Genomic DNA, 25,898 nt, shown 5'->3' with positions numbered 1-25,898 from the left:
CTCTCTCGCCTGCGGCGGGAGGGGGACGCACCCTGAGGCCCGGCGGAGCCGGTTCCTCGGGTGCCCTCGAACACTCCCCCTCCCTTGCGGAGGGGTTTGTCTTTCTGCTTTCTGGGTAGCCACTTTTGGCAAACCGCTGCAGTTGCTGTCTGGCCGCGACAGCCGCTTGGGTGCATCGAACCTCCTGTGCCACCATGCCTTCATGTTCGGCCTGCTGGCTCCCTGGCTCGCTCGGCGGCGCCCTGAAGGCGAGCGCCGGCACTGGGCGTGGCTGTTCGGTTTCGTGCGGCCGCGCGCGCGGGCCATGGGCGGTGTGCTGGTGCTGTCGGTCATCGCTTCGTCGCTGGTGCTGCTGCAGCCGCTGCTGGTCAAGCGTCTGATCGACGACGGGCTGATTGCGCGCAGCCACGAGGTGCTGTGGACCACGGCACTCTTCATGCTGCTGGCCGGTCTGGCGGCGACGCTGCTCGCGGGGCTGAACCGCTACCTGCACACCAGGCTCTCTGCCGCGGTGCTGTTCGACCTGCGGCACGATGTGTTCGCCCACCTGCAGCGGCTCTCGCCTTCGTTCTGGGCACGCTGGCGCACAGGCGACGTGATGTCGCGGCTGGACGGCGACATGGCGGAGATCCGGCGCTTCGCGGTTGACAGCCTGTTCGCCGTGCTGTCCAACCTGCTGGGCCTGGTGGGCGCGGTGGGCTGGATGCTCTGGCTGTCGTGGGAGCTGACCTTGCTGGTGGCGCTGCTGCTGCCGCTGGAGTGGTGGTGGCTGCGCCGCATGCGCCCGCGTGTGGCCGAGGGCGCGCGCTCGCTGCGCGAGCGCTCGGGCGATGTGTCCAGCTTCTTCGTCGAGGTGCTGCCGGCGCTCAAGTTCGTGCAGGCCAGCCGGCAGGAGGCGCGCGAGGCGCGGCGGCTGGACGGGCTGCACGCCGGCTACCTCTCGTCGCTGCTGCGGCTGCAGATCATCGAGTTCGTGACCCATGCGGTGCCGGGCCAGCTCACGGCCTGGACGCGCGCGCTGGCCTTTCTCATCGGCGGCGCCTGGGTCATCGACGGCCAGTGGGCGCTGGGCTCGCTGGTCGCGTTCTCCACCTACCTCGGCATGGCCAGCGGACCGGTCAACAGCCTGCTGGGCTGGTACGTGGGGCTGCAGAAGGTGCGCGTGAGCCTGGAGCGCGTGGCCGGGCTGCGCGACGAACCGGTGGGCGTGAGCGACCCGGCCGAACCGAGGCCGCTGCCGTCGCCGCTGCGCGGCGAGCTGCGGCTGGACGGTGTGGTGTTCGCCCACCCCGGGCGCGGCGAGCCGGTGCTGGCGGGCGCGAGTGCGGTGATTCCGGCGGGCGCCTGCGTGGCCCTGACCGGTGCCTCGGGGGCAGGCAAGAGCACCTTGATCGACCTGCTGCTGCGCCACCACGACCCGCAGGCCGGCGCGGTCACGCTCGACGGCGTCGATCTGCGGCAGCTCGCGCTGGCCGACCTGCGCCGCGCGGTGGCCGTGGTGAGCCAGGACATCGTGCTGTTCCGCGCGCCGCTGCTGGAGAACCTGCGCTACGCCTGCCCGGACGCCGACGAGACGTCGGTGGCGCAGGCGGCGCAGCGCGCGGGTCTGTCCGACTGGATCGCCACGCTGCCCGAGGGCCTGCACACCACCGTCGGCGAGCGCGGCCAGACGCTCTCGGGCGGCCAGCGCCAGCGCATCGCCATCGCGCGAGCGCTGCTGCAGGACCCGGCGGTGCTGGTGCTGGACGAGGCCACCTCGGCGCTGGACGAGGCGATGGAGGCGCAGATCCTGGCGCAGATCGACACCTGTTTCGCGGGCCGCACACGCCTGATCGTCAGCCACCGGCCCAGCGCCTGGGCGGGTTGCTCGCTGCGCCTGCACCTGGCCGGCGGGCGCATCGAGGTGCAGACGCGCGAGGACGCGGAGGCCCCGCATGGCTGAGCCGGTGCGCGTGGGCGTGGTCGACAGTGGCTGGCCGCTGGCGCTGCAGGACCGGGTGCTCGCGGCGCGCAGCTTCGTGACCGGCGGTGGCGACGCGATGGACCGCCTCGGTCACGGCGCGCGCACCCTGCAGGCCATGGCCGCGCTGGCGCCCGGCGCCCGCTTCGTGGTGGCCCAGGTGTTCGGCGAGGCGTTGCGCACCGACATGGCCACGGTCGCGCGCGCGGTGGACTGGCTGGTGGACGAGGGCGCCACCGTGATCAACCTGAGCCTGGGCGTGCGGCAGGACCACCCGCCACTGCGGGAAGCCTGCGAACGCGCCATGGCCAGGGGCCGTCTGCTGATCGCGTCCACCCCCGCGCGTGGCGAGCCGGTGTATCCGGCGGGATACCCGGGCGCGATCCGCGCCATGGGCGACGCGCGCTGCGCGCCCGGCCAGCACTCGGCGCTGTTGTTGCCACACGCCGACTTCGGCGCCTGCGTGCTGCCGCCCGACGGCGACCGCGCCAACGCCGGGGCGAGCCTGGGCTGCGCCCACCTGAGCGGGCGTGTGGCGGCGCTGCTCTCTGCAGGCGTGGCGCCCACGCGCGAAGCGATCTGGCAGGCGCTGGTCGCCAGCGCGGCCTTTCACGGCCCCGAGCGGAGAACGCGGTGACGCGGATCGACCGCGGCATTGTGGTGCTGGGCGGCGGGCCGGCAGGCGCTGCCGTCGCGCTGGGCCTGCGCCGGCTCGGCCACGCCGTCACCGTGGTCGGCGTGCCGCGCGCCTTCGACGCCATCGAAGGCGTGTCCGACCGCGTGGTCGCCGGCCTGCGCGGCGTGGGCATCGAGGCGGCGCTGGCTGCCATCGCCGAACCCTCGCTGCGCCGCGCCACCTGGGCCGGCGCCACCACTGCGCTCAACAGCGAACGCCTGGTCGACCGCGCCGCCTTCGACAGCATGCTCTGGCAGGAGCTGCAGGACCACGGCGTCGAGTGCATCGCCGAGCGGGTGATGCGCTGGACGCCCGGCGAGCACGGCGACGACGGCCACGCCCTGCAAATCCAGCGCCCCGACGAGACCCAGCCGACGACCCTGCGCGCCCGCTTCGTGGTCGAGGCGCGCGGCCGCCTCGCGCCGCACCCGCCGCAGGGCGTGAGCCGCGGGCCCGAGACCGTGGCCCTGCTCTGGCGCGGCCAGGGGGCGCCGGGCGGCGAGGCCGGCTCGGCGGTGGAGAGCCTGCCCGGCGGCTGGGCCTGGTGCGCGCGGCTGCCGGGTGGCGCCGTGGCGCTGCAGCTCACTGTGGACCCGTCGGCCATCGCGCTGCCGCAGCGCGCGCAGCTGGGCGCTTTCGTCCGCGAACGGCTGTCCACGGTCGACGCGGCCTTGCCGTTTCTGGATACCGCGGCCACCGAGGTGCACGCGCTGGCGCGCACCAGCGGCGCCGTGCTGGCGCCCGAGGTCTGTGGCGCCACCTGGCTGCGCGTCGGCGACGCCGCGATGGCGGCCGATCCGCTGTCGGGCAACGGCATCTTCCAGTCGCTCTCGTCGGCGCTGCAGGCGCCGATGGTGGTGCACACCCTGCTGAACCACCCGGCCGACGCGCCGCACGCGCGGCGCTTCCACACAGAGCGTGTGCAGGGCCTGTTCCAGCGCTTCGCGCGCATCGGGCGCGACTTCTACGCGCAGGAAGCGCGCTGGGCCGACGAACCTTTCTGGGCCGCCCGCCGCGCCTGGCCAGATGCATTGCCCGCCCATGGCGCAGCAGGCAACGCGCCGCCGCACATCGAAGGACGGCCGGTGGTGGACCGCGACCGCATCCGCCTGGCCGAGGTGGTCGTCACCGCCGAGCAGCCGCTGGGCATCTGGCACGTGGACGGGGTGGAGATCGCACCGCTGTGGCGCGCCGCGCAGGCCGCGCCGGGGCGCGAGGCCCAGGCGCTGGCGCCGCTGCTCGGTGGCGACGCCGGGCGGGCCCAGGCTGCGCTGCGCTGGATGCGCGCGCAGGGCTGGCGCTGAACCGCGGTCTTGCCGCTCAGTGCCGCACCGCGGCCTTGAGCGTGGCCGACGGCAGCTCGCCGAACAGCGATTTGTATTCCGACGCGAACCGCGAGGGGTGCCAGAAGCCCCAGCGCGCCGCGATGTCGGCCACCGGCGCGCGCTCGTCGGTCTGGCGGCGGATCTCGCGCCGGGCTCCGTTCAGGCGCATGTTGCGCAGGTAGCGCGCCGGGTTGGTGCCCAGCACGTCCTGGAACGAGTACTGCAGCGTGCGGCGCGAGACCCGGATGTGCGCGCACAGGTCGCTCACGGTGATCGGCTCGTCCACGTGCTCGCGCATGTAGTCGCGCGCCTTGTTCACCACGTACTGCCGCGTGCAGGCGGTCAGGTCCTTGCTGGTGTTCTCCGTCGGTCCGCACAGGCCCAGCACGGTGCTGTGCAGGCCCTCGGCCAGGCAGCGCCGCAGGGTGTCGTGGCGCAGCATGTCGGGCGAGTGGCGCAGGCTCTGCATCAGGCTGGTGAGCACGCCCCCCAGCTCGTCCTGCGCGCCCTTGCGGATCAGGCCGTTGTCCACGCAGGCGCCGGGCGGCGGCAGCTCGCCCACACGCTGGCAGTAGGCGCCGAAGCGCTCCAGGTCCACCGTCACCGCGGCCAGGGTCACGCGCTGCGGCGTGCGGAAGTGAAACTCCCGGCCGCCGCGCAGGAAGAAGTAGTGGTCGGTGGTGACCGGGGTGCCGCAGAAGCGCCCGTCCTCGCTGGTGTCCAGCAGCGTCGCCAGCGTCATGGTGCCCGCCTGGGGCTGGCCGTACTGCTGCACCACCTGGTTGGTGTCTTCGCGGAAGATTTCGATGCCGTCGAAGCGGTAGGACTCGAAGTGGCCGTCGAAGCTGCCGTGGCTCATCTGCTCGTAGCACTGGCCCCAGTCGGTCAGGCAGGCGGCCTGTTCGTCGGCGTCGTGCGTGTCGCTCACGCGCACGTCCACCGCGTCGGCGCCGGCGATGCGCGGGGTGGGATGTCCAAGGAACCGGTTCATGGGGCGACTCGCAATTCGTGGGGCGGAATCTGCACGCGGGTGGTGCGCGCCTGTGCTGCGGTGCAAAAAACATGCCGCCGGGCAGGTGCGCAAGCGTTTGCCAAAAGTGGATACGGCGCCATCGGGAATCTCCCTAAAGTGAGTCGCACGCCGCCAGAAGGCGGTGACTTTGCGAGGAGAGAACCCCCATGAACTGGACACAGACACTCAGGTCGCTGCTGCCGCTGGGCGCGGCGCTGGCGTGGCTGGCGGCAACGCCGGCCGCGGGCGCCGCCACTGCGCAGGAGATCATCAACAGCAAGTGCGTCACCTGCCACACCCAGGTGGGCGACCAGGTCAACCGCCTGCAGCAGCGCAAGTCGCCCGAGGGCTGGCTGATGACGGTCACGCGCATGCGCACCATGCACAACGCGCCGCTCTCGCCCGAGGAGGTGCGCACCGTGGTGAAGCACCTGGCCGACACCCAGGGCCTGGCGCCGTCCGAAACCCAGGGTGCGCGCTTCGCGATGGAGCGGCGCCTGAACACCATCGAGCAGCACAAGACCGAGCTGTTCGGCCAGATGTGCGCGCGCTGCCACTCCGGTGCGCGGGTCGAGCTGCAGCGCCGGCCGATGGCCGAGTGGGAGCACCTGGTGCACTTCCACCTGGGTCAGTTCCCCACCACCGAATACCAGGCCGGCGGCCGCGACCGCGACTGGCTGGGCATCGCGCTGAAAGAGATGGTGCCCTACCTAGCCAAGACCTACCCCTACGAGTCCAAGGCCTGGAACGACTGGAAGGCCAGGGCGCCCGTGAGCCCGGTGGGCCGCTGGACGGTGGCCGGCCGCTGGCCCGGCAAGGGCGACTACGCGGGCGTGATGACGGTGGCGGCGGGCAGCGCGGCCGACCGCTATGCGGTCGAGCTGGAGGGCACCTGGGCCGATGGCAGCCCGCTCAAGGGCAGCGGCGCGGCCCTGGTCTACACCGGCTACGAATGGCGCGCCGACCTCGACGTGGGTGGCGTGAAGATGCGCCAGGTGCTGGCGCTGGACGGCGACCGCGCCAGCGGCCGCATGTACGAGCGCGAGCAGGACGCCAGCGGTGGCGACCTCAGCGCCGCCCGGCAGGGCGCGGGCACCACGGTCCTGGCGGTGCAGCCGGCGCTCATCCGGGCGGGTGAGACCGCCACGCTGCGCATCGTCGGCACCGGGCTCGATGGCGACGTGAAGCTGCCCAGGGGCCTGACGCTCACCGAGACCGTCTCGCGCGATGCGAACCAACTGGTGCTCAAGGTGAGCGCGGCAAAGTCGTCGGCCAAGGGGGTGAAGACGCTCCAGGTCGGCGCGACGAGCAGCCCGCTGGCGGTGTTCGACCGCATCGACTATGTGAAGGTGGCGCCCGAGTACGCGGTCGGCCGCATCGGCGGCAACGGCGGTTCGACGCCGGTGGTGCAGGGCCGTTTCGAGGCCATCGCCCACTCGGTGGGGCGCGACGGCAAGAAGGGCACCAAGGACGACTGGGCCATCGGTCCGGTGCCCGCCAGGTGGTCGGTCGAGCCCTTCAACGAGGTGGCCAAGGAAGACCGCGACGCCGAGTTCGCGGGCCTGATGGACGCCGACACCGGCATCTTCACGCCGGCCGGCGCCGGCCCCAACCCGAAACGCCGCATGAGCACCAACAACGCCGGCAACCTGAATGCGGTGGCGACGGTGAACGAAGGCAAGAAGACGCTGACCGGCAAGGGCCATTTCATCGTGACCGTGCAGCGCTGGAACAACCCGCCGCTGCCCTGAGCGCACACCACAAGGAGCACAGACATGAGTGAGATCCTGAGCCTGCGCGAACACAACCTGCACAAGGTGCGGGTGGGCGAGCGCACGATGATGCTGCACATCCCGACCAACGCGCTGTACGGCATCGATGAGATGACCGACACCGTGCTGGAGCGGGTGCGCGCCGAATCCCTCTCGGCCGACCAACTGGTGCAGCAACTGCGCGGCCGGTTCGACGAACAGGACCTGCGCGAGACCGTCGGCGAACTGCTGACGCTGGACCTGCTGAGCGACGGCCGCCCCAAGCCCGCCGCCAAGCCGGTCACCACACTGGGCAACCTGGCGATCAACACCGTGGTGCTGAACGTCAACACCGGCTGCAACCTCAGCTGCACCTACTGCTACAAGGAAGACCTCGACACGCCCGACAAGGGCCGGCGCATGTCGCTGGAGACCGCGCAGCAGTCGATCGAGCTGATGCTGGCCGAGTCGCCCAACGAGAAGCGATTCAGCGTGGTCTTCTTCGGCGGGGAGCCGCTGTCGAACATCAAGCTGATCCGCACGGTGGTGGACTACTGCGAGGCGCGCTTCGCCCAGCTGGGCAAGCAGGTGGACTTCGTCATGACCACCAACGCCACGCTGCTCACCGACGAGATCGTCGACTGGCTGGACGAGCACCGCTTCGGCCTCTCGATCAGCATGGACGGCCCGGAGGCGATCCACGACCGCAACCGGCGCACCGTGGGCGGCAAGGGCACCTACCGCACGGTGAGCGAGAAGGCGCGCAAGCTGCTGGCCCGTTACAACGCGCGCCCCATCGGCGCCCGCGTCACGCTCACCCACGGCACCACCGAGGTCGAGCGCATCTGGGACCACCTGTTCAACGAGCTGGGTTTTGCCGAGGTCGGTTTTGCGCCTGTAACCTCGGGCGACATCGACACCTTCAACCTCTCGGTGGACGAGCTGCACGAGGTCTTCGCCGGCTTCAAGCGCCTCGGTGAGCGGTATCTGAGCGAAGCCTTGCAGGGCCGCACCACCGGCTTTTCCAACCTGCACCAGCTCATCACCGACCTGCACGAAGGCCAGCGCAAGGCGCTGCCCTGCGGCGCAGGGCTGAAGATGCTGGCGGTGGACCACGAAGGCGGCCTCAACCTCTGCCACCGCTTCACCGGCTCCTCACTGCCGACCTTCGGCGACGTCAAGACCGGCATCGAAAAAGAGGCGCTGGGTGAGTTCCTCGACCAGCGTCTGGACCGCAGCGGCACCGGCTGCGAGACCTGCCGCATCCGCAACTTCTGCGCCGGCGGCTGCTACCACGAGAGCTACGCCCGCTACCAGGACCCGATCCACCCGACCTACCACTACTGCGAACTCATGCGCGACTGGGTGGACTTTGGCATCGGCGTCTACAGCGAAATCATGGCCAAGAACCCGTCCTTCATCGACCGCTTCATCTCACCGCGAAAGGTGCACTGACATGAAACACCTCCAAGCCATCAACCAGAAGGCCCAGCTGCTGGACCAGGCGGCCGAACAGAACCAGGTCGAAGACGTGGTTGCCATGCAGAGCGTGGCCGGCTGCACCGCCACCTTCGACCCAGGCTGGGAGGTCGACGCCTTCGGCGGCGTCGCCTCGCTGTGCCAGCCCATGGAGGCGGACCTCTACGGCTGCGCCGATCCCTGCTGGTGGCCGGCCCAGGTGCCGGACACCATGAACACCTACCCGGACTGGGGCAAGCAGACCGCCAGCACCAAGGACGACTGGCGCAAGCTCGGCTCCGTCTTCCCCAACGAGTGACCCGCCACCGGAGAACCCGCATGAACAAGACCTTTGCCCCCGCGTGGCGGGCCCTCGCGCTGGCCACCCTTGCGCCCGCCGCCGTGCACGCCGCACCGCTCAACGCCGACAAGCCCCTGGTCCCGGGCGACGAGTACCTGGTGGTCGGCAACTACCCCGACAACCTGCACGTCGTCGACCTCAAGACCGACAGCCTGTTCAAGACCTGCGCCGTGCCCGGCTCGGTCGGCCCTGCCACCCTGGTCATGTCGCCCGACAAGGCCACGGCTTACCTCATCACCAACCGCTTTGACGAGGTGCACGGCATCGCGCTCGACAGCTGCAAGGTGGTGTTCCACGCGAAGATGTCGCAGAAGGCCGACGAGCGCGCCAAGGCGCTGTTCGCGCTCTCGCTGAGCAACGACAGCAAGCAGCTGTATGTGATCCAGACGCCGACCACGCTCAACCCCGACCACTACCGCGTCGGCCAGCCCCGGCTGGCGGTGTACGACGCGCTGGCCGGCGAGGGCGCCAAGCCGCTGCGCACCATGCCCGCGCCGCGCCAGGTCACGGTCATGGCCACCGGCCACGACGGCTCGCTCTACATGGTCGGGCCCGACATCTACAAGTTCGATCCGCAGACCGGTCAGCACACCGTCGCCATCCCCTCGCGCAACTGGAAGCGCCCGCGCTACGCGCCGCCCGACGTGCTCAGCGTCTGGCCACTGAAGAACGCCGCCGAGGACTTCACCATCCTCTACACCACGGCGAAGTTCAAGGGCAAGACCGACGACCCGGCCACGGCCGACTGGATCTACGGCTACTTCAACATCAACCTCAAGACCGGCAAGACCGAGACCCGCGACTTCGCGCCCTTCACCGAGATCTACTTCACCGGCGTGCGCTCGCCCAAGGACCCGAACCTGATGTTCGGCGTGCTCAACCGGCTCGCGAAATACGACGTCAAGCAGAAGAAGCTGCTCAAGGCGGCGGAGATCCCGCACTCGCACTACACGGTCTCGATGAACCGGGACGGCAGCAAGGTGTACCTGGGCGGCACCTGGAACAACCTGGCGGTGTACGACGCGGCCGAGCTCAAGCCGCTGAGCACGCTGGCGCTGCCGGGCGGCGACATGGGGGCGGCGGCGCCGCAGACCTTCACGCGCTGACGTCAGGGCTCGTTGGAAAGGGAGGGCGGCCATCGCGGCCCCCTTTTTTGCTGCCCTGGGTGGTGATTTGCCCGACCCCAACGTCTGGCTTCCGCTGACCAAGCGATTGCACCTGAGCGCCGGTGCGGCGGGCTGAGCCGCGATGGCTCATCCAAGAACGGCGCTGATACCGCTAGGTCCCAATGGATCGGCCACCGCGAGGGTGGCCGGGTATGCCGTCCGTTGTGTGTCGGACATCAAGCACAGGCCAGATTCTGGGTGGTCTTCATGAAACGCCCGTGACACTGGCCGGGGGCTTCAGTCCTCCAGCACCTTGGCCAGCACCGCCGGGATCTTCTTCGGCGCCAGGATGCGCAGCTGTTTGTTGACGTTGAAGCGGCCGAACACCACGGTGATGGCCTTGACCGGCACGTCGAATTCCTCCGCGAGGAACTTCACCATGTGATCCGTGGCCTTGCCCGCCACCGGTGTGGCCGTCACGCTCACCTTGAGCTGGTGGCCTTTGGTCTTGCCGATCGCGTCGCGCTTGGCGGCCGGTGTGCCCAGGATGTTGACCACCAGCGTGTCGCCGTCCCACGCGCAGGGCGTGTTCATCTTCATGCGCGGCGCGCTGGACGGTTCTTCGATTTCGGCGTCGGGCGCTTGCTGTGGCGGTGTTGCTTTGGGTTTGCGGGCCATGGAGAAGAGCTCTCAAAAAGGCGCTGGAAGAGGCCCCTCCAGGGCACCGCCGAACTGGCTTTGCCAGGCGGCCAGTGCCGCCCCCTGGGGGGTGACGCGAAGCGGCGCGGGGGGTGTCATATTGACAGCGGGTCCACGTCCACCGCCCAGCGCACCAGCCCGCGGGCTTCGGGCGCGCTGCGGCAGCCGTGCAGCACCGGTTGCCAGGCCGACAGAAAGCGCTGCAGCGCGCCGCGCGAGGCGCTCTCCACCAGCATCTGCGCGCGCTCCACGTTGGCCACGCGCTGGATTGTCAGCGGCACGGCGGGGTAGAGGGTGATCTGGTCGCGCAGTGGCAGGCCGGCGGCCTGCTCGGCGGCGATGTTCAGGAACGCCTGCGCGACCTGCTGCGTGCGCGCGTCGGCGCGCAGCAGCGCCTGGAAGCCGTAGGGCGGCATGCCGGCCTGCTCGCGTTCGATCAATTGCTCGGCGGCGAAGGCGGGGTAGTCGTGCTTTTTCAGCGTGGCAAACAGCGGGTGCTGCGGGTACCAGGTCTGCACCCACATTTCGGCGGCGCCGCTCTGCGCCGCGTCGCGCCCCGCGCGGCCCGCCGCCTGCATGAGCAGGGCAAACAGGCGCTCGGGCGCGCGGTAGTCGCTGGCGAACAGGGCCGAGTCGGCGTTGATGCCGGCCACCAGCGTGATGCGGCGGAAATCGTGGCCCTTGGCGATCATCTGCGTGCCCACCAGCACGTCCACCTCGCCGCTGTGCAGCGCGGCGAGCTGAATTTCCAGGCTGCCCTTGAGCCGGGTCGAGTCGGCGTCCATGCGCGCCACGCGCGCGGGGCTGCCGTCGGGCCGTTTCACGTCGGCCAGCAGGCCGGCGAGTTGTTCTTCGATCTGTTCGGTGCCGCGGCCCACGGGTGAGATGTCGAGGTTGCCGCAGTCCGGGCAGGCGCGCGGCACGCGCTCGGTGAAACCGCAGTGGTGGCAGCGCAGGGTGCGGTCGAGCTTGTGGAACACGCGGTAGGCGCTGCAGTGCGGGCAGCCGCTCTTCCAGCCGCAGTCGTGGCAGGCCAGCACCGGCGCGTAGCCCCGGCGGTTCAGCAACACCAGGCACTGCTCGCCGCGCGCGATGCGCTCGCCCATGGCCGCCACCAGCGGGGGCGCCAGCACCGCGCCCTTGGGCTGGTGGTTCATGTCCACCAGGCGCAGGCGCGGCAGCGAGCCGCCGCCAATGCGCCCCGGCATCGCCAGCCGCACATAGCGCCCCTGGTCCGCCGCGTGCCAGCTCTCCAGCGAGGGCGTGGCAGAGCCGAGCAAGACGTGGCAGCGCGGTTTTTCTCCCTCTCCCTCCCCAGTCCCCTCTCCCCCTGGGAGAGGGGACTGGGGAGGGCCCGAGCGAAGTGCCGCCGCCCCGGCCGCCAGCGCCTCGCTCTCCACCTTTGCCCGGTACACCGCCAGATCGCGCGCCGAATAGCGCGCCCCTTCCTGGCTCTTGTAACTCGGGTCGTGTTCCTCGTCCACCACGATCAGCCGTAGCCCGGGCAGGCTGGCAAACACCGCCATGCGCGTGCCCAGCACGATGCGCGCGCTGCCGGTGTGGGCGGCCAGCCAGCTGGAGAGCCGCTGCGCCGGCGTCATGCCGCTGTGCAGGCAGACCACCGAGCCGGCGCCAAACGCGGGCTCGAAGCGTTCGCGAAAGCGCGCTTCCAGCTGCGGCGTGAGGTTGATCTCGGGCACCATCACCAGCACCTGGGTGTGGGCGCCTGCCTGCAACACCTGCTGCGTCGCGCGCAGGTACACCTCGGTCTTGCCGCTGCCGGTGGCACCGTACAGCAGCACCGGCGCTGTGGCCGTGGCCAGGGCCTGCAGCGCTTCGGCCTGCTCGGCGCTCAGGTCGTGGCCTCCGGGCCGCGCCAGGGTGGTGTCCGGTTCCGCTGCCGGCGCGGCGCTCGCCAGCGCCTTGGCGCGGCGTTTGAGCCGGCGCGCGAGCTGGTCGTTGCCCAGCTCGCGCAACTGGGGCGGCAGCGCGGCCAGCGCCACCTCGCCCAGGCTGCGCTGGTAGTACTGAGCGGCGAAGCGCACCACTTGTCGCCAACTGCCATTGAGCGGCGGCAGGCCGTCCAGCACGCTGGCCACCGCCTTGGTCTGCGCTTCGGTCAGACCCTCGGGCGGCTGCGTCGGGCAATCCCAGACCACGCCCAGGACCTCGCGCGAACCCAGCGGCACCCGCACCAACGCGCCCGGCGCGAGCAACAACTCACTTCGGTACGTCAGACTGGCACCCACCCCGCTGTGGGCCGGGGTGGCCACGATCACGCTGGGCCAAAAAGCCATGGTTAGGGGTGCTTCCTCAGCCGAACTGCAGAAAAGCGATGTAAGTCGTTGATTTGACGTCGCTTCCTCAACTGTCCAGATTTTCTGTGGATAACTTTGTTGATAGTTGGTGTGAGCGCGCCGGGAGCCCTTGAAAATCAAGGGTTTGTTTAAACTGCCCGGAAAAAAAGCAAAAATCAAAACCCAATGAAATCAATGACTTGCAAAACTTGTAGCGGCTACCTCAGCGATTTTCCCGGGTTGGAGCTTCTGGCGCACCGCAGCACAAAATTTGTGCATAAGTAATGGCTGTCAAGTTCTCTTTTCCGCTGGTTTTGTGCTATGGCCGCTGCGGACGGTCGGCATTGTGACCGGGGTATGACGGTGGTTCCGCCGCCCCAGCCCCGCCGCGCGGCCCGGGCTCAGCCCTGCGCCCGCAGGCGCCGCGAGAGCGTGTGCACCGCGTCCACCAGGGTCGAAACGTGTTCCGGCGGCGTGTGCTGGCTGATGCCGTGGCCCAGGTTGAAGATGTGCGTGGCGCCTTCGTCCGGGCCCTGGTGGGGGGCACCAAAACTCTCCAGCACGCCCGCCACCTCGGCCTCGATCTGTGCTGGCGGGGCAAACAGCACGTTCGGGTCGATGTTGCCCTGCAGCGCCTTGCCGCCCGGGCCTTCGCCCACCAGCGCGCGCGCTCTCTGGAGGTTCACCGTCCAGTCCAGCCCCAGCGCATGGCAGTCGATGTCCTTCATGTCGTCCAGCCATAGGCCGCCGCCCTTGGTGAACACGATGCGGGGGATGGTCGCGCCCTCGTGTTCGCGCTTGAGCTGTGCCAGCACACGCTGGGTGTAGGCCAGCGAAAAGTCCTGGAACTTGCCGTCCGCCAGCACGCCGCCCCAGCTGTCAAAAATCATCACCGCCTGTGCGCCGGCCTCGATCTGCGCGTTCAGGTAGACCGCCACCGCGTCCGCGTTCACGGCCAGGATGCGGTGCATCAGGTCCGGGCGGCTGTACATCAGCGTCTTCACCGCGCGGTAATCGTCCGAGCCGCCGCCTTCCACCATGTAGCAGGCCAGCGTCCAGGGGCTGCCCGAAAAACCGATCAGCGGCACCCGGCCATTGAGCGCCTTGCGGATGCTGGTGACCGCGTCGAATACGTAGCGCAGCTTGTCCATGTCCGGCACGGCCAGCTCGGCCACGTCCGCCTCGGTGCGCACGGTGCGCTCGAACTTCGGGCCTTCGCCCAGCGCAAACGACAGCCCCAGGCCCATGGCGTCGGGCACGGTCAGGATGTCGGAAAACAGGATGGCCGCGTCCAGCGCATAGCGCTCCAGCGGCTGCAGCGTCACCTCGGTGGCGTAGTCCACATTCGTCGCCAGCCCCATGAAACTGCCCGCCTTGGCGCGCGTGGCGCGGTATTCCGGTAGGTAGCGCCCGGCTTGGCGCATCAGCCACACAGGCGTGTACTCGGTGGACTGGCGCAGACAAGCGCGCAGGAAAGTGTCGTTCTGCAAGGGGGCAAAGCTCATGGGGGTATCCGGTGCGGTCGTCTGATGGGAAGCAGGGATTATCCCGCCTGGGGTGGGCGGGCGGTTTGCGCTGGCTCAGGCGGGGCCGACATGCAGACATGCCGGCGTGGTGAGCCGCTGGCAACAAACCCGTCGACTCGCACCCGGCATTGCCCGGGTCGGCGGTTGAAACTTACACTGCCCATTCGGAAGCAGAACTGCCACCTCACGCGGTTAGCTTAATTCAACGGACCAGGAACCATGCGAAACGGTCATCAATTTGGAGCAACGTCGTTATGGTTGGGTGCCTTGTCGTTGGTTGCCGCCGTGGTGGTATTTGAGATCGATAGATACAGCATCTTTGATCCAACTGCTCACCCAGTCGTCCTCAATGTGTTGGACCATCTTGGTGTTGTCAGGGCGCCAGACAAGTCGCGACAAATGATGCTGACCCCAGCGTACATAACCTCCGTTAACGATGCGAACGCGGTTGGATTCCTGCGCCTGCATGTCTGGTGGTTGGCCGCGTGGGCGATAGGCATTGCCATCTGGGCAGAATTCAAGAAAGAGAGCACACTTTATTTGTCGGCAGGCTTCATTTTTGGATATTTGGCTCTCTTGTTGTTGAATCCGCTGATCGGGATGGCTGCGCTTGCGGTTGGAGCTGTTGCTGTTGTTCTTCTTCGCCAGAGATGGGTGTCTGGCTACCGATAGCGTTTGCCGGGAGGTCTTTAAACTCTGCCGCCCTCGCTATCGCGACCTTCAGGCAGAAGTACAAAAACAATGGGCCAGCCGAAAACCGGCTGGCCCTTGAGAAACTGAATCAGTCAGTCGTCGCGCTTTACTGCTGAGCTATTGGTGTAAGCGCTCCGACATTCGCACCGGTGTTGCCCATGATCTTGTTGCTGCTGGGTGTGAAAGTGTTGATCGTTCCGCCATTGCTAAAGCCGACACCGTTGTTCGTCACAACGGCATTGGAGAGGCGAATGGTCCCTCCGCCGGTGGTAATGACACCTGTGCCGCCGTTGTTTGATATGCGCACATTGTCGGAGTTGATGATTCCGGTGCCGTCCGCGAACAAGCCGTGTGAGATGTTGCCAGCAACGACGGAATCGCTGATCGTGACTCGAGTATTGTTTCCCGCAAATATTCCCGAGTTGTTATTGGCGCTAAGTTGCACGCGATCAAGCGCCGCCGTGACCAGAGCCGTGGGTTGCATCAGAAGCGCGCTTCCTAGATTGTGGCTGATTTCAGTGCCGTAAACAATCAGCTTGCCGCCGGCGCGCGTGTCATGGATGCCTACGCCTGGGCTTCCATTAAAACCAAAAATCTGGCTATCCGCGATGATCACTTTTGCCGCCGCCAGGATATTGATGCCCTTCAGCCCGTTGCCGCCGCCGTTAATTGATAGGTTGCGCAGAATCACGGTTTTTCGGGTGTCAGCCACATCCGTGATGTTGATATTGATGCCGTTGGTCGACGCAGCCAGGATCGAACCAAATCCGGCGCCTTTGCTCCCATCAATCGTGATGGACTTGGTGATCGTCACGGCGCCATATCCACCCGGATCCAGAACCGAAATTTCGCCATTCGTGGCGGTCTTTGAGATGGCCCCCGCAAAGGTCTTGCACGGGGCCGTGCGGGAACAGGGGTTGACATCGTCACCCACACCGGACACCCAAGTGCGGGTCGCCTGCGCTTGCGCCATCGAGCCGGCTGTCGACGCGAAAATCGCGAGGATAAGAATTGCTGGATTGAAACGAGCCTTCTTCATGCCTATTCCCCTCAAAAAAGTGTGGACACTGACGGACTGACCCATGCTTCCCCCCAGCTATTTTTTTCAGTATAGACGGCTTGTTGCACATGTTGGAAGCCCCTTCATTTGGAGTCGAGCATGATCGAGCTGGAAGACGAACCGCCTACCGCCCTCGAGACATCCAGCCGTTATCTCGCCACGCCCCACCACAAGAACGAACTCGATCTCGGGCGTGAGCTGGTGCTGGCCTTTGTCGCTCAGGAGTTGCCAGGCGAATACGACAGGTGCGCGGACTTCTTTCGCCGCAGAGGGGCCTACGGTCGATTCAAGGGCTATCTGGAGTCGCGTGATGTGCTTGAAAATGGTATGCCTTTGAGAACCAAGCCACGGAGGACAGGCTGCGTGCGTGGTGTGAAGAGTACGGCATTCAGGTGAGCCCTGAAAAACCTCCGACCTGACCCCGTGCCCTCTGAGAATGGATGTCGAATTCCCAATGTGTCCGCTACTCAACCATTCGGAATTTGATATCTGTTTCCCTCGTGACTTCCTCTATCGCACTCAAGCCATGGCAGCGTTTGTCGCCCCCGGAACAAACAGCCGTTCTCGCCATCTCCGTCACCTCGGAGCAAGTCACGTTCGCTGGCACCATTGAGCAGTCGGTCGGCATCTGCAAGGCCGATGAGTTCAATCGGATCGCCGGTTTGGCGATCTTCGATGCTCTCGCTGTGTCTGTCGAAATTCCGCCCCCAGTTTCGTCGTGGTGACGGAGCCCGTCAGCCCAGGCCACCTGCCGGTGCCGCGCAGGTGCATCTGAACGGCGCGCTCCTTTCGCCCCGCCACAACAACTGAAAGGAGTCCACATGGCAAACCAAGACGTGGTGAAGGGCCCTGCGTCCTACTTTCCATCCATCGAGAAGACGTATGGCAAGCCCATCGCCCGCTGGATGGAGGTCCTGACGCAGGCCGGTCCGCTCAAGCACATGGAGCTGGTGAGCTACCTCAAGACCGGGCATGGGCTGGGTCACGGCCACGCCAATGCCCTGGTCGCCTGGTTCTTGGCCCGGAAGTAGCTCGTGGCCGGGGCGCTCTCGGTGGCCCCCCCGGTTCCGCGGATCACAAGCTCTGCAGCGTTGCCCGGACTTCGTCCACCCCCAGCACTTCGGACAGTACCTGCGGCGCCTGCCCGTTCTTGTAGATGGCGTAGACCGGCACGCCGTTGCGGCCCAGGCTGGCGAGCGCGGCGGTGACGGCGGGGTCGCGGCGGGTCCAGTCGGCGCGCAGCAGGGCCACATTCTTCGTGGCCATGTCGCCCAGCACATCGGCGTTGGCCAGGGTGGTGCGCTTGTTGTACTGGCAGGTCACGCACCAGGCGGCGGTGAAGTCGACGAACACCGGGCGGCCCTCGGCCAGCAGCGTGGCCTGGCGCTCGGGGCTCCAGGGCTGCCAGCTCAGGCCCTCCACGGTGGTGGCCACCACCGCGCCGGGGCTGGCGTCTTGCAGGCGCGTCACGTTGGGGCCGACCGCCCAGCTCAGCCAGAGCAGGCCGGCGAGCGAGAGCCCGGCCAGCACCGCGCGGCTCTTGCCGCGCAGGCCCAGCGCCCACACCAGCAGCGCCAGCACCACCAGCAGCATGAGCAGGGCGGCGGCGCCGTCGATGCCGCTTTGTTGGCCCAGCACCCAGAGCAGCCAGACCACGGTGCCGAACATGGGAAAGGCCATGCCGCGGCGGAAGGTGTCCATCCAGGCGCCGGGGCGCGGCAGCGCACGCGCGATGGCCGGCCACCAGCTGGCGGTCAGGTAGGGCAGGGCCATGCCCAGGCCGAGCATGCCGAACACGGCCAGGGCCTGCAAGGCGGGCAGGGCGATGGCCAGGCCGAGCGAGGCGCCCATGAAAGGCGCGGTGCAGGGCGAGGCGATGGCGGTGGCGAGCACGCCGGTGAGGAAGGCATCGGCGGTGGGGTTTTTGGCCTGCAGGCTGGCCAGCCGGCTGGGCAGCACGTTGCCGAACTCGAACAGGCCGGCGAGGTTGAGGCCGATCAGGGTAAAGAGCACGGCCAGCGCGGCCACCACGCCGGGGCTCTGCAACTGGAAGCCCCAGCCGAGCTGTTCGCCCGCGGCCCGCAGGCCGAGCAACAGGCCGCCCAGTGCCAGGAAGGAGAGCACCACGCCGGCGGTGTAGGCCAGGCCGTGGGAGCGGTGGGCGGCGCGGTCGTCGGCGTGTTTGGCGAACGCCAGCACCTTGATGGCCAGCACCGGGAACACGCAGGGCATGAGGTTGAGGATCATGCCGCCCAGGAGCGCGCCGATGAGCGCGGCCCAGAGGCTGATGGGCGAGCCGCTGGCGGGCGGCGGCGCACCGGCCGCGCGGGCCGCGTTGGCGTTCAGCGCAGCCTGCAGCGCGTCGGGCACGGCCACGGGCAGGGCCGCGACGGCCGGCCAGGCGCCTTGCACCGGCACGTCGAGCCGCACGCCGGCGCTGCCTGCGCCCGAACCGGGCGGGCTGGCCTGGGCCACCACCACGGGCACCCGGTCCGGGCTTTCGCTGCGCTGTGGCGAGAGCGGCAGGCGGGCGCTCCAGCGCTCGCCTTCCCAGGCCTGGGTCCAGGGGGAGCCAGGTTCGATCAGGCCGGCGGTCTCGGGGAAGAATTCCAGCGTCTGGCCTCGCCAGGCCGCGGGCAGACCGGTGAGCGACACCTTGAGGAAGCCGGTCTCGGGCTGCAGGGCGCTGTCGGCGGCGGGCTGGTCTTGGGGGGCGGCGGCGAAGGCGGTGTCAAACACCGCGCCGTGCAGGCCGGTGGACCCTTGCACCGGGATGCGCAGCGTGAACCGGCCTTCTTCGGGAATGCATTCCTTGCGGCAGGCCAGCCAGGTGGCGTAGAGCTGCACCTCCAGGTGGCTGCCGTTGAAGCCGGGGGCGATGGTCAGCGGCACCGGCAGCAGCACCGTGCCGTCGTAGCCGTAGTTGGCCAGCGGGCCGAGCGGGAACTTGCGCGGCGTGGGCCAGGCGATGTCGCCAGCCGTCACGCCGGGGGGCAGGGTCCATTCGAACTGGGTCGGCAGGCCCGAGTCGCCCGAGTTTTTCCAGTAGGTGTGCCACTCGGGCGTGTGGCTGAGCTGCAGCCCGACCCAGACGGTTTTTCCCGGGCCCGCGCCGTCGGGAGCGTGGGCCAGCAGTTCGGCGCGCACCTGGTCGGTCTGCGCCGTCGTCTGGGCGGGGGTTCCCGAGAGCAGGCTTTGGGCCTGGGCCGCCAGCGGCAGGCACAGCGCCCACAGCAGGAGCAGCGTCAGGCGGCGGGTGGCCGCGACGGCCAATGGCAGGGATTTCGGAAACATTCGAGGGGGAGCGGGTGAGGGTGGGGGCCAGGCGGGCCGGCTGGGCCGTGGAAGTATGAGGGCGCGGGCGCGTTCAAGTTCCACACCGCCGTGCGTTCATGGGGCGCCCCGATCTGCACCAATATAAGGCAACGCTGTTGTTGCGCGCGGGCGGCGTTTGGCCGGCGCTCGGGCAGGGCCATTTTCGTGACAGGGTTCACAGACAGGGTCACTTTCGGTAAAAGACGGCTTTCGGCACATGGTTTGACTTGCATGGAGGTGCGTGCATGGGATCGATCGTGGAGCGTGCGCTGCAGCCCTGGGCGCAGCGGGTGAAGACTCAGGCCAACCTGCCGGTGCGTCTGCGCTGGGGCGACGCCGGGAGTTCGGCGCTGGCGCTGGGCGACTTCGTGGAGCCGCAGGTGGAGATCCTCGTGCGCGATGCCTCGGCCCTGCCGCTGCTGATCGACCCCGGTCTGGACACGCTGGGCCAGGCCTATGTGGAAGGCCTGATCGACGTGAACGGGTCCTTGTCCGAAATTCTGGCGGTGGCGCATCGGCTGGCCGAGACGGCCGAGCCGGAAAAAGGCCTGCTCGGGCGCATCCGCCGGCGCTTTGGCCACACGCGCGAGAGCGACGCCGAGGCCATCCAGTACCACTACGACGTGTCCAACGAGTTCTACGCCCAGTGGCTGGGCCAGGGCATGGTGTATTCGTGCGCCTATTTCGAGAACGGCGACGAGACGCTGGATGAGGCGCAGGTCAAGAAGATCGACCACATCCTCACCAAGATCCGCCTGCAGCCGGGCCAGCGCCTGTTCGACATCGGTTGCGGCTGGGGCGCGCTGGTGCTGCGCGCGGCGCAGAAGTTTGGCGCGCGGTGCGTGGGTGTGACGCTGTCGACAAAGCAGTTCGAACTGGCGCGCGAGCGGGTGCGGGCGGCCGGCCTGGAAGACCGCATCGACATCCGGCTGCAGGACTACCGCGACGTGAGCGACGGCCCCTTCGACCGCATCACCAGCGTGGGCATGTTCGAACATGTGGGGCTGGACAACCTGGCGGCGTATTTCGGCCATATCCGCGCGCTGCTCAAGCCTGACGGCTGGGCCATGAACCATGGCATCACCAGCACCGACGCGATGGACGGCGAAACGAGCTTTGGCGGTGGCCGCTTCATCGACCGCTATGTGTTCCCGCGCGGCGAGCTGCCGCACATCAGCACCGTGTTGCGCACGCTGCAGGAAGGCGGGCTGGAAGCCTTCGACGTGGAGAACCTGCGCCGCCACTACATGCGCACCACCGAACTCTGGAGCGCTGCCTTCGAGGCCAACACCGAGCGCATCAAGCCCCTGGTGGACGAGCGGCGCTGGCGCATCTGGCGCATCTACCTCGCGGGGTGCGCCTGGGCGTTTGACCACGACGAGGTGGCGATCTACCAGGTCTTGTGCCGCCCGGCCGGGCAGAGCGCGCAGGCGCTGCCCTGGTCCAGGGGGTGGATGTACCGGTAGATTCCATCCGCCTTGGGGCGGCCCGGCGATGGGTCTGTGGCCCCCACGCTCCGCCGTTGCACGGGTCGCTGCCCCCCGAGGGGGCTGATCCGCCTTGGGGCGGCCCGGCGGCGGATCGGCCTTTCTCCGGAAAAATCAGTCGGCGAGTCCTATTACCACGCGGCGCGTGGTGGCCGATTTTTTCTCGATCTTCGTGACCACGACCCGGCCGATCTCGGCCGTGTTGGCCACGTGCGTGCCGCCGCAGGGCTGCAGGTCGATCAGGTCGGTGTGGCCGATGCGCACCGTGCGCACGCTGCCGCTGCCGCGTGGGGGCGAGACGCTCATGCTCTTGACCAGCGCGGGGTTGGCGTCGAGCTCTTCGTCGGTGATGGCGCCGATGGTCACCGGGTGGGCCGCGGCCACCAGCGCCGCGAGGCCCGCGGTGAGCGCGTCCTTGTCCAGCGGGTCGGTCATGTGGAAATCGAGGCGCGCGGCGTCCGGCGTGATGGAGCAGCCGTTCACCGGCACCGGCACGAGGTGGCACAGCAGGTGGGTGCTGGTGTGAAAGCGCATGAGCCGGTGGCGGCGCGCCCAGTCGATGTGGGCGGTGACCGCGCTGCCCACGGTGGCCTTGGCCAGGGCCGCTTCCTGGTCGGGCGCTGGCACGTGCACGATGTCGGCCGTGGGCCGGCCTTCGGCATCTTTGCCCTTGCGGGTGTCGGCGATGGTGATGGCTGTGCCATCGGCCAGCCGCAGTTCACCGGCGTCGCCGGCCTGGCCGCCGCCCAGCGGGTAGAACACGCTGCGGTCGAGCACGATGCCGTGTTCGCTCACGGCGGTGATGGTGGCGCCGCAGTGCTGCAGGTAAGCGTCCTGGCGGAAGAGGTCTTGGGTCATGCGGCGCATCTTACCGAGCGCCTTTCAGTGGGCCCGGCGCGCGCGCCCCAAGAAAGGCCAACACGTTCTAATATGCCGACCATGACATCCCACCCCCGCCACTGGTCCGACCTGAGCACCGCCGACTTCGCCTCGCTCGACAAGGCGCGCGCCATCGCGGTGCTGCCGGTGGCCGCGACCGAGCAGCACGGCCCGCACCTGCCGCTGTCGGTGGACACCGACATTGTCAACGGCGTGATCGCCGCCGCGCTGCCGCACATCGCCCCGCATCTGCCGGCGCTGTTCCTGCCCACCCAGGCCGTGGGCTTTTCGCCGGAGCACACACGTTTCCCCGGCACGCTCACGCTCAAGGCCGAGACCGTGCTGCGCGTGTGGACCGAGATCGGCGAATGCGTGGCGGCCAGCGGGGTGAAGAAGCTGGTGCTCTTCAACGCGCACGGCGGCCAGGTGGGGGCGATGGACCTGGTGGCGCGCGACCTGCGCGCGCGGCTGGGCATGCTGGTCTACAGCGTGAGCTGGTTCAACCTGCCGCTGACCGATGTGCAGGGCCAGGACGTGAACGCGCTCTTCAGCGCCGAAGAGCACCGCTTCGGCGTGCACGCCGGCGAGATCGAGACGGCGCTCATGCTCGCGCTGTCGCCCGCTCGGGTGCACATGGACCAGGCCGGCTATTTCCGCTCCAGCTCGCAGGACCGCGCCCAGCAGTTCCCCATCCTGGGCAATGGCCGGAGCGCCAAGCTCGGCTGGATGATGCAGGACTACAACGCCAGCGGTGCCGTGGGCAACGCGGGCGCCGCCAGCGCCGACAAGGGCCGCGCGGTGCTCGACGCGGCGGGGCGCGCGCTGGCGCAGCTGCTGGGCGAAATCGACCGCCTGCCGCCCGACACGCTGCACGAAAAGACTGCGTTCAACTGATTCGACGGTTGTCCGGACGCCATCCGGCGCACGGGCGTTCATCCAGCACACACCGAGGAACCGGCTTCGCCGGGCCAACGGTGTGGTCCCCCTGGGGGGGAAGCCGCGAAGCGGCGCAAGGGGAGCGTTCAGGCGTACGTCATCCAGTCCGCGTACAGATTTCCGTCCAGATGCGGCAGCGTGTTGTAGGTCAGCAGGGTGTGGCGCTTCGGGCTGAACTGGAACTCGGTCACGGCGCTGTTGCGGATGCGCATGTTCAGGTCGATGGTGGCCTCGGGGCTCAGGCCCAGCACATGGCCCACCGCCGTGGCGATCGGCCCGCCGCTGGAGACGATCAACACTTTCTGCCCGTGGTGCTGGGTACGCACATGGTCGAGCGCGCTGGTGACGCCGCGCACGAAATCGGTGTAGCTGGGCATGCCCTGCGGGCTCACGGTGCCGGCCATCCACTGCGCCAGGCCGTCGCGCAGCAGGCGGAAATGGGCGCGATAGCCCTCGGGCGTGTGCGGGTCGCCCAGCATCGCATCCCGGCCATGGGGCAACACGGCGCGGACCACTGCTTCGCTGTCGTATTCGTTCAGACCGGGCCAGCTCAGCGCCTGCGCGTCCAGCCTGGCGCCGTCGGCGATGCCGGCCCAGGTCTGCGCGTGGCGCCGCAGCGTGCCGGTGAGCACCGCGTCAAAGCGCAGGCCGCGCTCGGCCCAGTACTGGCCCAGCCGCAGGCTCTGCCGCTGGCCGAGCGCGCTGAGCTGGTCGTAGTCGTCGGCGCCAAAGGAGGCCTGGCCGTGGCGCACAAGGTATAGCGTTCCCATGGCGGCATTCTGGTGGAGGCCGGGGCCCGGGCTTTGTCCCGGCAGCGACTGCCGGCCCGCGCCACCAGGCACAGACCCCTGGGCGGGGCGTCGCACCGGAAAAGCAGGGCAGATGCCGGGCAGATCGGGCGTTAGACCCGGAGGCCCTGTGCTTCAATGGGAGCACGAGAAACCTGCCCACCCTCCATGCAACTTGATCTGCTGACCATCCTGGCACTTCGGCTATGCGTCGATGGGCTGGCAACCGCCGCATTTTTTGCCCAATCGCGTCGCCACCCTTCCGTGGGCGGGCCGGGCTGGTGGACGGTTTCCGGGCTGTTCTCGGCCCTGGGTTCGGTGGGGCTGGGGCTGCGACCCGACGGGCCTGAGCTGCTCACCTTTGGCGTGGCCAACACCGCGTTCGTCGCCAGCGGGGCGTTCCTGTGGGTCGGACTTCGCAGCTACCTGGGGCAGCCCTACGCGCTGCGGCCGGTGCTGGCCGCCCTGCTGGCCGTGTTCGTTGGCAATCTGCTGCTGACCTCGGTCTGGGACTCGATGGCGGCGCGCCAGGCCCTGTTTTCCGTGGCGGGGGGCGTGATCGCCGGTGTGGCCTTGCGTGACATCCGCCGCTTCGATCCCTTTCACCGCACCCTGGAACTGCAGGTGCTGCGCTGGGTCACCTGGTTCAAGCTCGTGGCGCTGATCGGGCTGGCGGTGGGCGTCTGGTTCCTGCCCGTCAGCCCCACGGGCGAGCGCACCAGCCCGGCGGTGCCCGTGCTCCTGCTGGCCACCATGATCGACGTGCTGTTGCGCCTGGTGATCTTCAGCTCGCTGGTCACGCTGCGCCTGCAGCAGCAGGGCGACCGCGCGCGGCAGGTGCTGCAGATCCGCGAGGCCGATTCCCGGGCGCTGATCGAAAACCTGGGCGCCGGCGTGATGGTGTTCCGGCCCGATCAGACGCTGGCCAGCGTCAACACCGCGGCGCGGCGCTTTCTGGGCTGGAGCGAGTGCGAGGCCCATTCGGCGATGCCCGATCCGCTGGCGCCCGACTGGCGGCTGTTGCGCGAAGACGGGCGGCCGATGCCGCGCCATGAGGTGCCGTTTGAACGCGTGCTCGCCACCGGGCAGCCGGTGGCCGACGTGATCCTGGGCGTGCAGTCGGGCGATGGCGCGCAGACGCAGTGGGCGCTGTGCAACGCCTACCCGGAAAACGACGCCATCGGCGGCCTGCGGCACGTGATGTTCACCTTCGTGGACATCACCTCGCTGCGCCGGGCGCAGTGGCACCAGCAGGCGCTCGAACAGCAACTGGCCCAGTCGCAGAAGATGGAGGCGCTGGGCACGCTCGCGGGGGGCGTGGCGCACGATTTCAACAACATCCTGGCCGCCATCCTGGGCAACGCCGATCTGGCGCGCCAGGACCTGCCGCCGGGCGCGCCGGCGCGCGAGAGCCTGCACGAGATCAGCGCCGCGGCCCGCCGGGGCCGCGAGCTGGTGCGCCAGGTGCTGGCCTTCAGCCGGCAGCAGCCGATGCAGCGCAAACCGGTCTGCGTGGGCGACATCCTGGCCGAGTCCTGCAGCCTGCTGCGGGCGGCCACACCCTCGCAGGTGCAGCTGGTGCAGAGCTTCGCCACCGGCACTCCGGACATCCAGGCCGACCCGACCCAGATCGGGCAGGTGCTGCTCAACCTGGGGACCAACGCGGTGCACGCCCTGAAGGGCCAGCCCGGGCGCATCGAATTCCGGGTCGACACCGTGCCCCCGGGCGACCCCAGCCTGCCCGCCGAACTGGTGCGCAGCGGCGCGGTCCGTGGCGTCGGCGCCGTGCGCGTCATGGTGTCGGACGACGGCTGCGGCATGGACGCGGCCACGCGCAACCGCATCTTTGAACCCTTCTTCACCACCAAGGCGGTGGGCAGCGGCACCGGGCTGGGGCTGCCGGTGGTGCTGGGCATCGTGCAGGCGCACGGCGGCGCGATCCAGGTGGACAGCGTGCCCGGCGAGGGCACCACCTTCATGCTGTACTTCCCGGCCGCGCCGCACACCGAGCCGGCCTTGCAAACGACCCCGGCCGCCAGCGGTGGATCGGGCCCGGATGGCGGCACAATGGCGCCAGAGCACCGTGGCGACAGCGAGCCGCCCTTACCCTCTTCAGTGGAGATCCCCGCCATGGCCGACGACCTCATCTCAGACCAGCGCCACATCCTGTACCTGGATGACGACGACACCCTGGTGTTCCTGGTGCGCCGGCTGCTGGAGCGGCGCGGCTACAAGGTGACGACCTTCACCGACCAGAAGCTGGCGATCGACGCGGTGCGCGAGCAGCCCGCCGCCTTCGACCTGCTGATGACCGACTACAACATGCCCGGCATGTCGGGGCTGGACGTGGCGCGCTCGGTGCTGGCGCTCAGCCCGAACCTGCCGGTGGCCGTGGCCTCGGGCTACATCACCGACGAGCTGCAGGCCGAGGCTGTGGCCGCCGGTGTGCGCGAGGTGGTGTTCAAGACCGACGCGGTGGAGGCGTTCTGCGAGGTGGTGGCACGGCTGGTGTCCCCCCCGCGCCCCGCCTAAGGGCGGGTCACCGCCCCGGGGGGGCAACGCGAGCGGC

22 protein-coding genes are annotated in these 25,898 nt (G+C 68.7%); 14 read left to right on the top strand and 8 right to left on the bottom strand.

Features of this window, described 5'->3' with window-relative positions:
• Window positions 1-202: 202 nt before the first annotated feature.
• The 3 genes from HTA01S_RS23500 to qhpG are packed head-to-tail and all read left to right on the top strand — an operon-like array spanning window position 203 to window position 3,940.
• Window positions 203-1,942, top strand: a complete 1,740-nt coding sequence (locus HTA01S_RS23500) for an ABC transporter ATP-binding protein (protein WP_157572249.1) — start codon at window positions 203-205, stop codon at window positions 1,940-1,942.
• Complete coding sequence (gene qhpE / locus HTA01S_RS23495) at window positions 1,935-2,597, top strand: subtilisin-like serine protease QhpE (protein ID WP_068176095.1); 663 nt, start codon at window positions 1,935-1,937, stop codon at window positions 2,595-2,597. Before HTA01S_RS23500 ends, qhpE begins: the two co-directional genes overlap by 8 nt.
• The gene (gene qhpG / locus HTA01S_RS23490; protein ID WP_245638187.1) at window positions 2,594-3,940 is read left to right on the top strand and encodes a flavin-dependent monooxygenase QhpG; all 1,347 of its coding nucleotides are present in this window, start codon (window positions 2,594-2,596) and stop codon (window positions 3,938-3,940) included. Before qhpE ends, qhpG begins: the two co-directional genes overlap by 4 nt.
• 16 nt (window positions 3,941-3,956) lie before the next feature.
• On the opposite strand, the gene HTA01S_RS23485 is transcribed toward qhpG, so the two are convergent.
• Window positions 3,957-4,952: a helix-turn-helix domain-containing protein gene (locus tag HTA01S_RS23485; RefSeq protein ID WP_068176092.1), complete on the bottom strand. Its 996-nt coding sequence runs from the start codon at window positions 4,950-4,952 to the stop codon at window positions 3,957-3,959.
• A gap of 188 nt (window positions 4,953-5,140) precedes the next feature.
• On the opposite strand from HTA01S_RS23485, the gene peaA reads away from it, so the two are divergent.
• The 4 genes from peaA to peaD are packed head-to-tail and all read left to right on the top strand — an operon-like array spanning window position 5,141 to window position 9,649.
• Complete coding sequence (peaA, locus tag HTA01S_RS23480; protein ID WP_068176091.1) at window positions 5,141-6,724, top strand: quinohemoprotein amine dehydrogenase subunit alpha; 1,584 nt, start codon at window positions 5,141-5,143, stop codon at window positions 6,722-6,724.
• A 24-nt stretch (window positions 6,725-6,748) separates the two neighbouring features.
• Window positions 6,749-8,179 (top strand): quinohemoprotein amine dehydrogenase maturation protein, encoded by a 1,431-nt coding sequence (gene peaB / locus HTA01S_RS23475; RefSeq protein WP_068176087.1) that lies wholly within the window; start codon window positions 6,749-6,751, stop codon window positions 8,177-8,179.
• 1 nt (window position 8,180) lies between these two features.
• The gene (qhpC, locus tag HTA01S_RS23470) at window positions 8,181-8,501 is read left to right on the top strand and encodes a quinohemoprotein amine dehydrogenase subunit gamma (protein WP_068176082.1); all 321 of its coding nucleotides are present in this window, start codon (window positions 8,181-8,183) and stop codon (window positions 8,499-8,501) included.
• A 20-nt stretch (window positions 8,502-8,521) separates the two neighbouring features.
• Window positions 8,522-9,649: a quinohemoprotein amine dehydrogenase subunit beta gene (gene peaD, locus HTA01S_RS23465; RefSeq protein WP_068176081.1), complete on the top strand. Its 1,128-nt coding sequence runs from the start codon at window positions 8,522-8,524 to the stop codon at window positions 9,647-9,649.
• A gap of 297 nt (window positions 9,650-9,946) precedes the next feature.
• On the opposite strand, the gene HTA01S_RS23460 is transcribed toward peaD, so the two are convergent.
• The 3 genes from HTA01S_RS23460 to hemE form a co-directional block, all read right to left on the bottom strand.
• Entirely contained in the window at window positions 9,947-10,249 is a 303-nt protein-coding gene (locus HTA01S_RS23460; protein ID WP_068176172.1) for a DUF167 domain-containing protein, read from the bottom strand.
• A 194-nt stretch (window positions 10,250-10,443) separates the two neighbouring features.
• Entirely contained in the window at window positions 10,444-12,645 is a 2,202-nt protein-coding gene (gene priA, locus HTA01S_RS23455) for a replication restart helicase PriA (RefSeq protein WP_068176076.1), read from the bottom strand.
• A 401-nt stretch (window positions 12,646-13,046) separates the two neighbouring features.
• Entirely contained in the window at window positions 13,047-14,150 is a 1,104-nt protein-coding gene (hemE, locus tag HTA01S_RS23450) for a uroporphyrinogen decarboxylase (protein WP_068176073.1), read from the bottom strand.
• A 240-nt stretch (window positions 14,151-14,390) separates the two neighbouring features.
• Here hemE and HTA01S_RS23445 point away from each other — a divergent pair, with 240 nt between their 5' ends.
• On the top strand, window positions 14,391-14,843 hold the full coding sequence (locus tag HTA01S_RS23445; RefSeq protein WP_157572248.1) for a hypothetical protein: 453 nt from the start codon (window positions 14,391-14,393) through the stop codon (window positions 14,841-14,843).
• A gap of 127 nt (window positions 14,844-14,970) precedes the next feature.
• Here the strand turns inward: HTA01S_RS23445 and HTA01S_RS23440 are convergent, their stop codons facing one another.
• Window positions 14,971-15,903, bottom strand: a complete 933-nt coding sequence (locus tag HTA01S_RS23440; RefSeq protein ID WP_157572247.1) for a right-handed parallel beta-helix repeat-containing protein — start codon at window positions 15,901-15,903, stop codon at window positions 14,971-14,973.
• A gap of 120 nt (window positions 15,904-16,023) precedes the next feature.
• On the opposite strand from HTA01S_RS23440, the gene HTA01S_RS23435 reads away from it, so the two are divergent.
• The 3 genes from HTA01S_RS23435 (at window position 16,024) to HTA01S_RS23425 (ending at window position 16,955) form a co-directional block, all read left to right on the top strand.
• The gene (locus HTA01S_RS23435) at window positions 16,024-16,320 is read left to right on the top strand and encodes a hypothetical protein (protein WP_068176063.1); all 297 of its coding nucleotides are present in this window, start codon (window positions 16,024-16,026) and stop codon (window positions 16,318-16,320) included.
• A gap of 44 nt (window positions 16,321-16,364) precedes the next feature.
• Window positions 16,365-16,649 carry a hypothetical protein gene (locus HTA01S_RS23430; RefSeq protein ID WP_068176060.1) on the top strand — a complete coding sequence of 95 codons (285 nt, stop codon included), beginning with the start codon at window positions 16,365-16,367 and terminating at the stop codon, window positions 16,647-16,649.
• Between the two features lie 96 nt (window positions 16,650-16,745).
• Window positions 16,746-16,955, top strand: a complete 210-nt coding sequence (locus tag HTA01S_RS23425) for a DUF4287 domain-containing protein (protein ID WP_068176058.1) — start codon at window positions 16,746-16,748, stop codon at window positions 16,953-16,955.
• A gap of 43 nt (window positions 16,956-16,998) precedes the next feature.
• Here the strand turns inward: HTA01S_RS23425 and HTA01S_RS23420 are convergent, their stop codons facing one another.
• Window positions 16,999-19,218 carry a protein-disulfide reductase DsbD family protein gene (locus tag HTA01S_RS23420; RefSeq protein WP_068176056.1) on the bottom strand — a complete coding sequence of 740 codons (2,220 nt, stop codon included), beginning with the start codon at window positions 19,216-19,218 and terminating at the stop codon, window positions 16,999-17,001.
• Window positions 19,219-19,484: 266 nt separating this feature from the next.
• On the opposite strand from HTA01S_RS23420, the gene HTA01S_RS23415 reads away from it, so the two are divergent.
• The gene (locus tag HTA01S_RS23415; protein ID WP_068176053.1) at window positions 19,485-20,705 is read left to right on the top strand and encodes an SAM-dependent methyltransferase; all 1,221 of its coding nucleotides are present in this window, start codon (window positions 19,485-19,487) and stop codon (window positions 20,703-20,705) included.
• Window positions 20,706-20,840: 135 nt separating this feature from the next.
• Here the strand turns inward: HTA01S_RS23415 and HTA01S_RS23410 are convergent, their stop codons facing one another.
• Window positions 20,841-21,584, bottom strand: coding sequence for an alanyl-tRNA editing protein (locus HTA01S_RS23410; protein WP_068176168.1), 744 nt, complete (start codon window positions 21,582-21,584; stop codon window positions 20,841-20,843).
• 72 nt (window positions 21,585-21,656) lie between these two features.
• On the opposite strand from HTA01S_RS23410, the gene HTA01S_RS23405 reads away from it, so the two are divergent.
• Entirely contained in the window at window positions 21,657-22,499 is an 843-nt protein-coding gene (locus HTA01S_RS23405; RefSeq protein WP_068176048.1) for a creatininase family protein, read from the top strand.
• Window positions 22,500-22,627: 128 nt separating this feature from the next.
• Here HTA01S_RS23405 and HTA01S_RS23400 read toward each other — a convergent pair whose 3' ends face one another.
• Entirely contained in the window at window positions 22,628-23,311 is a 684-nt protein-coding gene (locus HTA01S_RS23400) for a histidine phosphatase family protein (protein ID WP_068176046.1), read from the bottom strand.
• A gap of 186 nt (window positions 23,312-23,497) precedes the next feature.
• On the opposite strand from HTA01S_RS23400, the gene HTA01S_RS23395 reads away from it, so the two are divergent.
• Window positions 23,498-25,861, top strand: a complete 2,364-nt coding sequence (locus HTA01S_RS23395) for a hybrid sensor histidine kinase/response regulator (protein WP_068176043.1) — start codon at window positions 23,498-23,500, stop codon at window positions 25,859-25,861.
• The last annotated feature ends 37 nt before the right edge of the window (window positions 25,862-25,898 follow it).

It is taken from the genome of Hydrogenophaga taeniospiralis CCUG 15921, from assembly GCF_001592305.1.
GTDB classification, from domain to species: domain Bacteria; phylum Pseudomonadota; class Gammaproteobacteria; order Burkholderiales; family Burkholderiaceae_C; genus Hydrogenophaga; species Hydrogenophaga taeniospiralis.
The sequence above is the reverse complement of the archived record's forward strand: the minus strand, read 5'-3'. Positions and strand labels throughout refer to the sequence as shown.

Excerpts from the sequence above, each read along its gene's own strand:
- HTA01S_RS23500 (WP_157572249.1), top strand. The coding sequence starts at position 203 with ATGTTCGGCCTGCTGGCTCCCTGGCTCGCTCGGCGGCGCCCTGAAGGC.
- qhpE (WP_068176095.1), top strand. The coding sequence starts at position 1,935 with ATGGCTGAGCCGGTGCGCGTGGGCGTGGTCGACAGTGGCTGGCCGCTG.
- HTA01S_RS23485 (WP_068176092.1), bottom strand. The coding sequence starts at position 4,952 with ATGAACCGGTTCCTTGGACATCCCACCCCGCGCATCGCCGGCGCCGAC.
- peaA (WP_068176091.1), top strand. The coding sequence starts at position 5,141 with ATGAACTGGACACAGACACTCAGGTCGCTGCTGCCGCTGGGCGCGGCG.
- peaB (WP_068176087.1), top strand. The coding sequence starts at position 6,749 with ATGAGTGAGATCCTGAGCCTGCGCGAACACAACCTGCACAAGGTGCGG.
- qhpC (WP_068176082.1), top strand. The coding sequence starts at position 8,181 with ATGAAACACCTCCAAGCCATCAACCAGAAGGCCCAGCTGCTGGACCAG.
- peaD (WP_068176081.1), top strand. The coding sequence starts at position 8,522 with ATGAACAAGACCTTTGCCCCCGCGTGGCGGGCCCTCGCGCTGGCCACC.
- HTA01S_RS23460 (WP_068176172.1), bottom strand. The coding sequence starts at position 10,249 with ATGAAGATGAACACGCCCTGCGCGTGGGACGGCGACACGCTGGTGGTC.
- priA (WP_068176076.1), bottom strand. The coding sequence starts at position 12,645 with ATGGCTTTTTGGCCCAGCGTGATCGTGGCCACCCCGGCCCACAGCGGG.
- hemE (WP_068176073.1), bottom strand. The coding sequence starts at position 14,150 with ATGAGCTTTGCCCCCTTGCAGAACGACACTTTCCTGCGCGCTTGTCTG.
- HTA01S_RS23445 (WP_157572248.1), top strand. The coding sequence starts at position 14,391 with ATGCGAAACGGTCATCAATTTGGAGCAACGTCGTTATGGTTGGGTGCC.
- HTA01S_RS23440 (WP_157572247.1), bottom strand. The coding sequence starts at position 15,903 with ATGAAGAAGGCTCGTTTCAATCCAGCAATTCTTATCCTCGCGATTTTC.
- HTA01S_RS23435 (WP_068176063.1), top strand. The coding sequence starts at position 16,024 with ATGATCGAGCTGGAAGACGAACCGCCTACCGCCCTCGAGACATCCAGC.
- HTA01S_RS23430 (WP_068176060.1), top strand. The coding sequence starts at position 16,365 with ATGTCGAATTCCCAATGTGTCCGCTACTCAACCATTCGGAATTTGATA.
- HTA01S_RS23425 (WP_068176058.1), top strand. The coding sequence starts at position 16,746 with ATGGCAAACCAAGACGTGGTGAAGGGCCCTGCGTCCTACTTTCCATCC.
- HTA01S_RS23420 (WP_068176056.1), bottom strand. The coding sequence starts at position 19,218 with ATGTTTCCGAAATCCCTGCCATTGGCCGTCGCGGCCACCCGCCGCCTG.
- HTA01S_RS23415 (WP_068176053.1), top strand. The coding sequence starts at position 19,485 with ATGGGATCGATCGTGGAGCGTGCGCTGCAGCCCTGGGCGCAGCGGGTG.
- HTA01S_RS23410 (WP_068176168.1), bottom strand. The coding sequence starts at position 21,584 with ATGACCCAAGACCTCTTCCGCCAGGACGCTTACCTGCAGCACTGCGGC.
- HTA01S_RS23405 (WP_068176048.1), top strand. The coding sequence starts at position 21,657 with ATGCCGACCATGACATCCCACCCCCGCCACTGGTCCGACCTGAGCACC.
- HTA01S_RS23400 (WP_068176046.1), bottom strand. The coding sequence starts at position 23,311 with ATGGGAACGCTATACCTTGTGCGCCACGGCCAGGCCTCCTTTGGCGCC.
- HTA01S_RS23395 (WP_068176043.1), top strand. The coding sequence starts at position 23,498 with ATGCAACTTGATCTGCTGACCATCCTGGCACTTCGGCTATGCGTCGAT.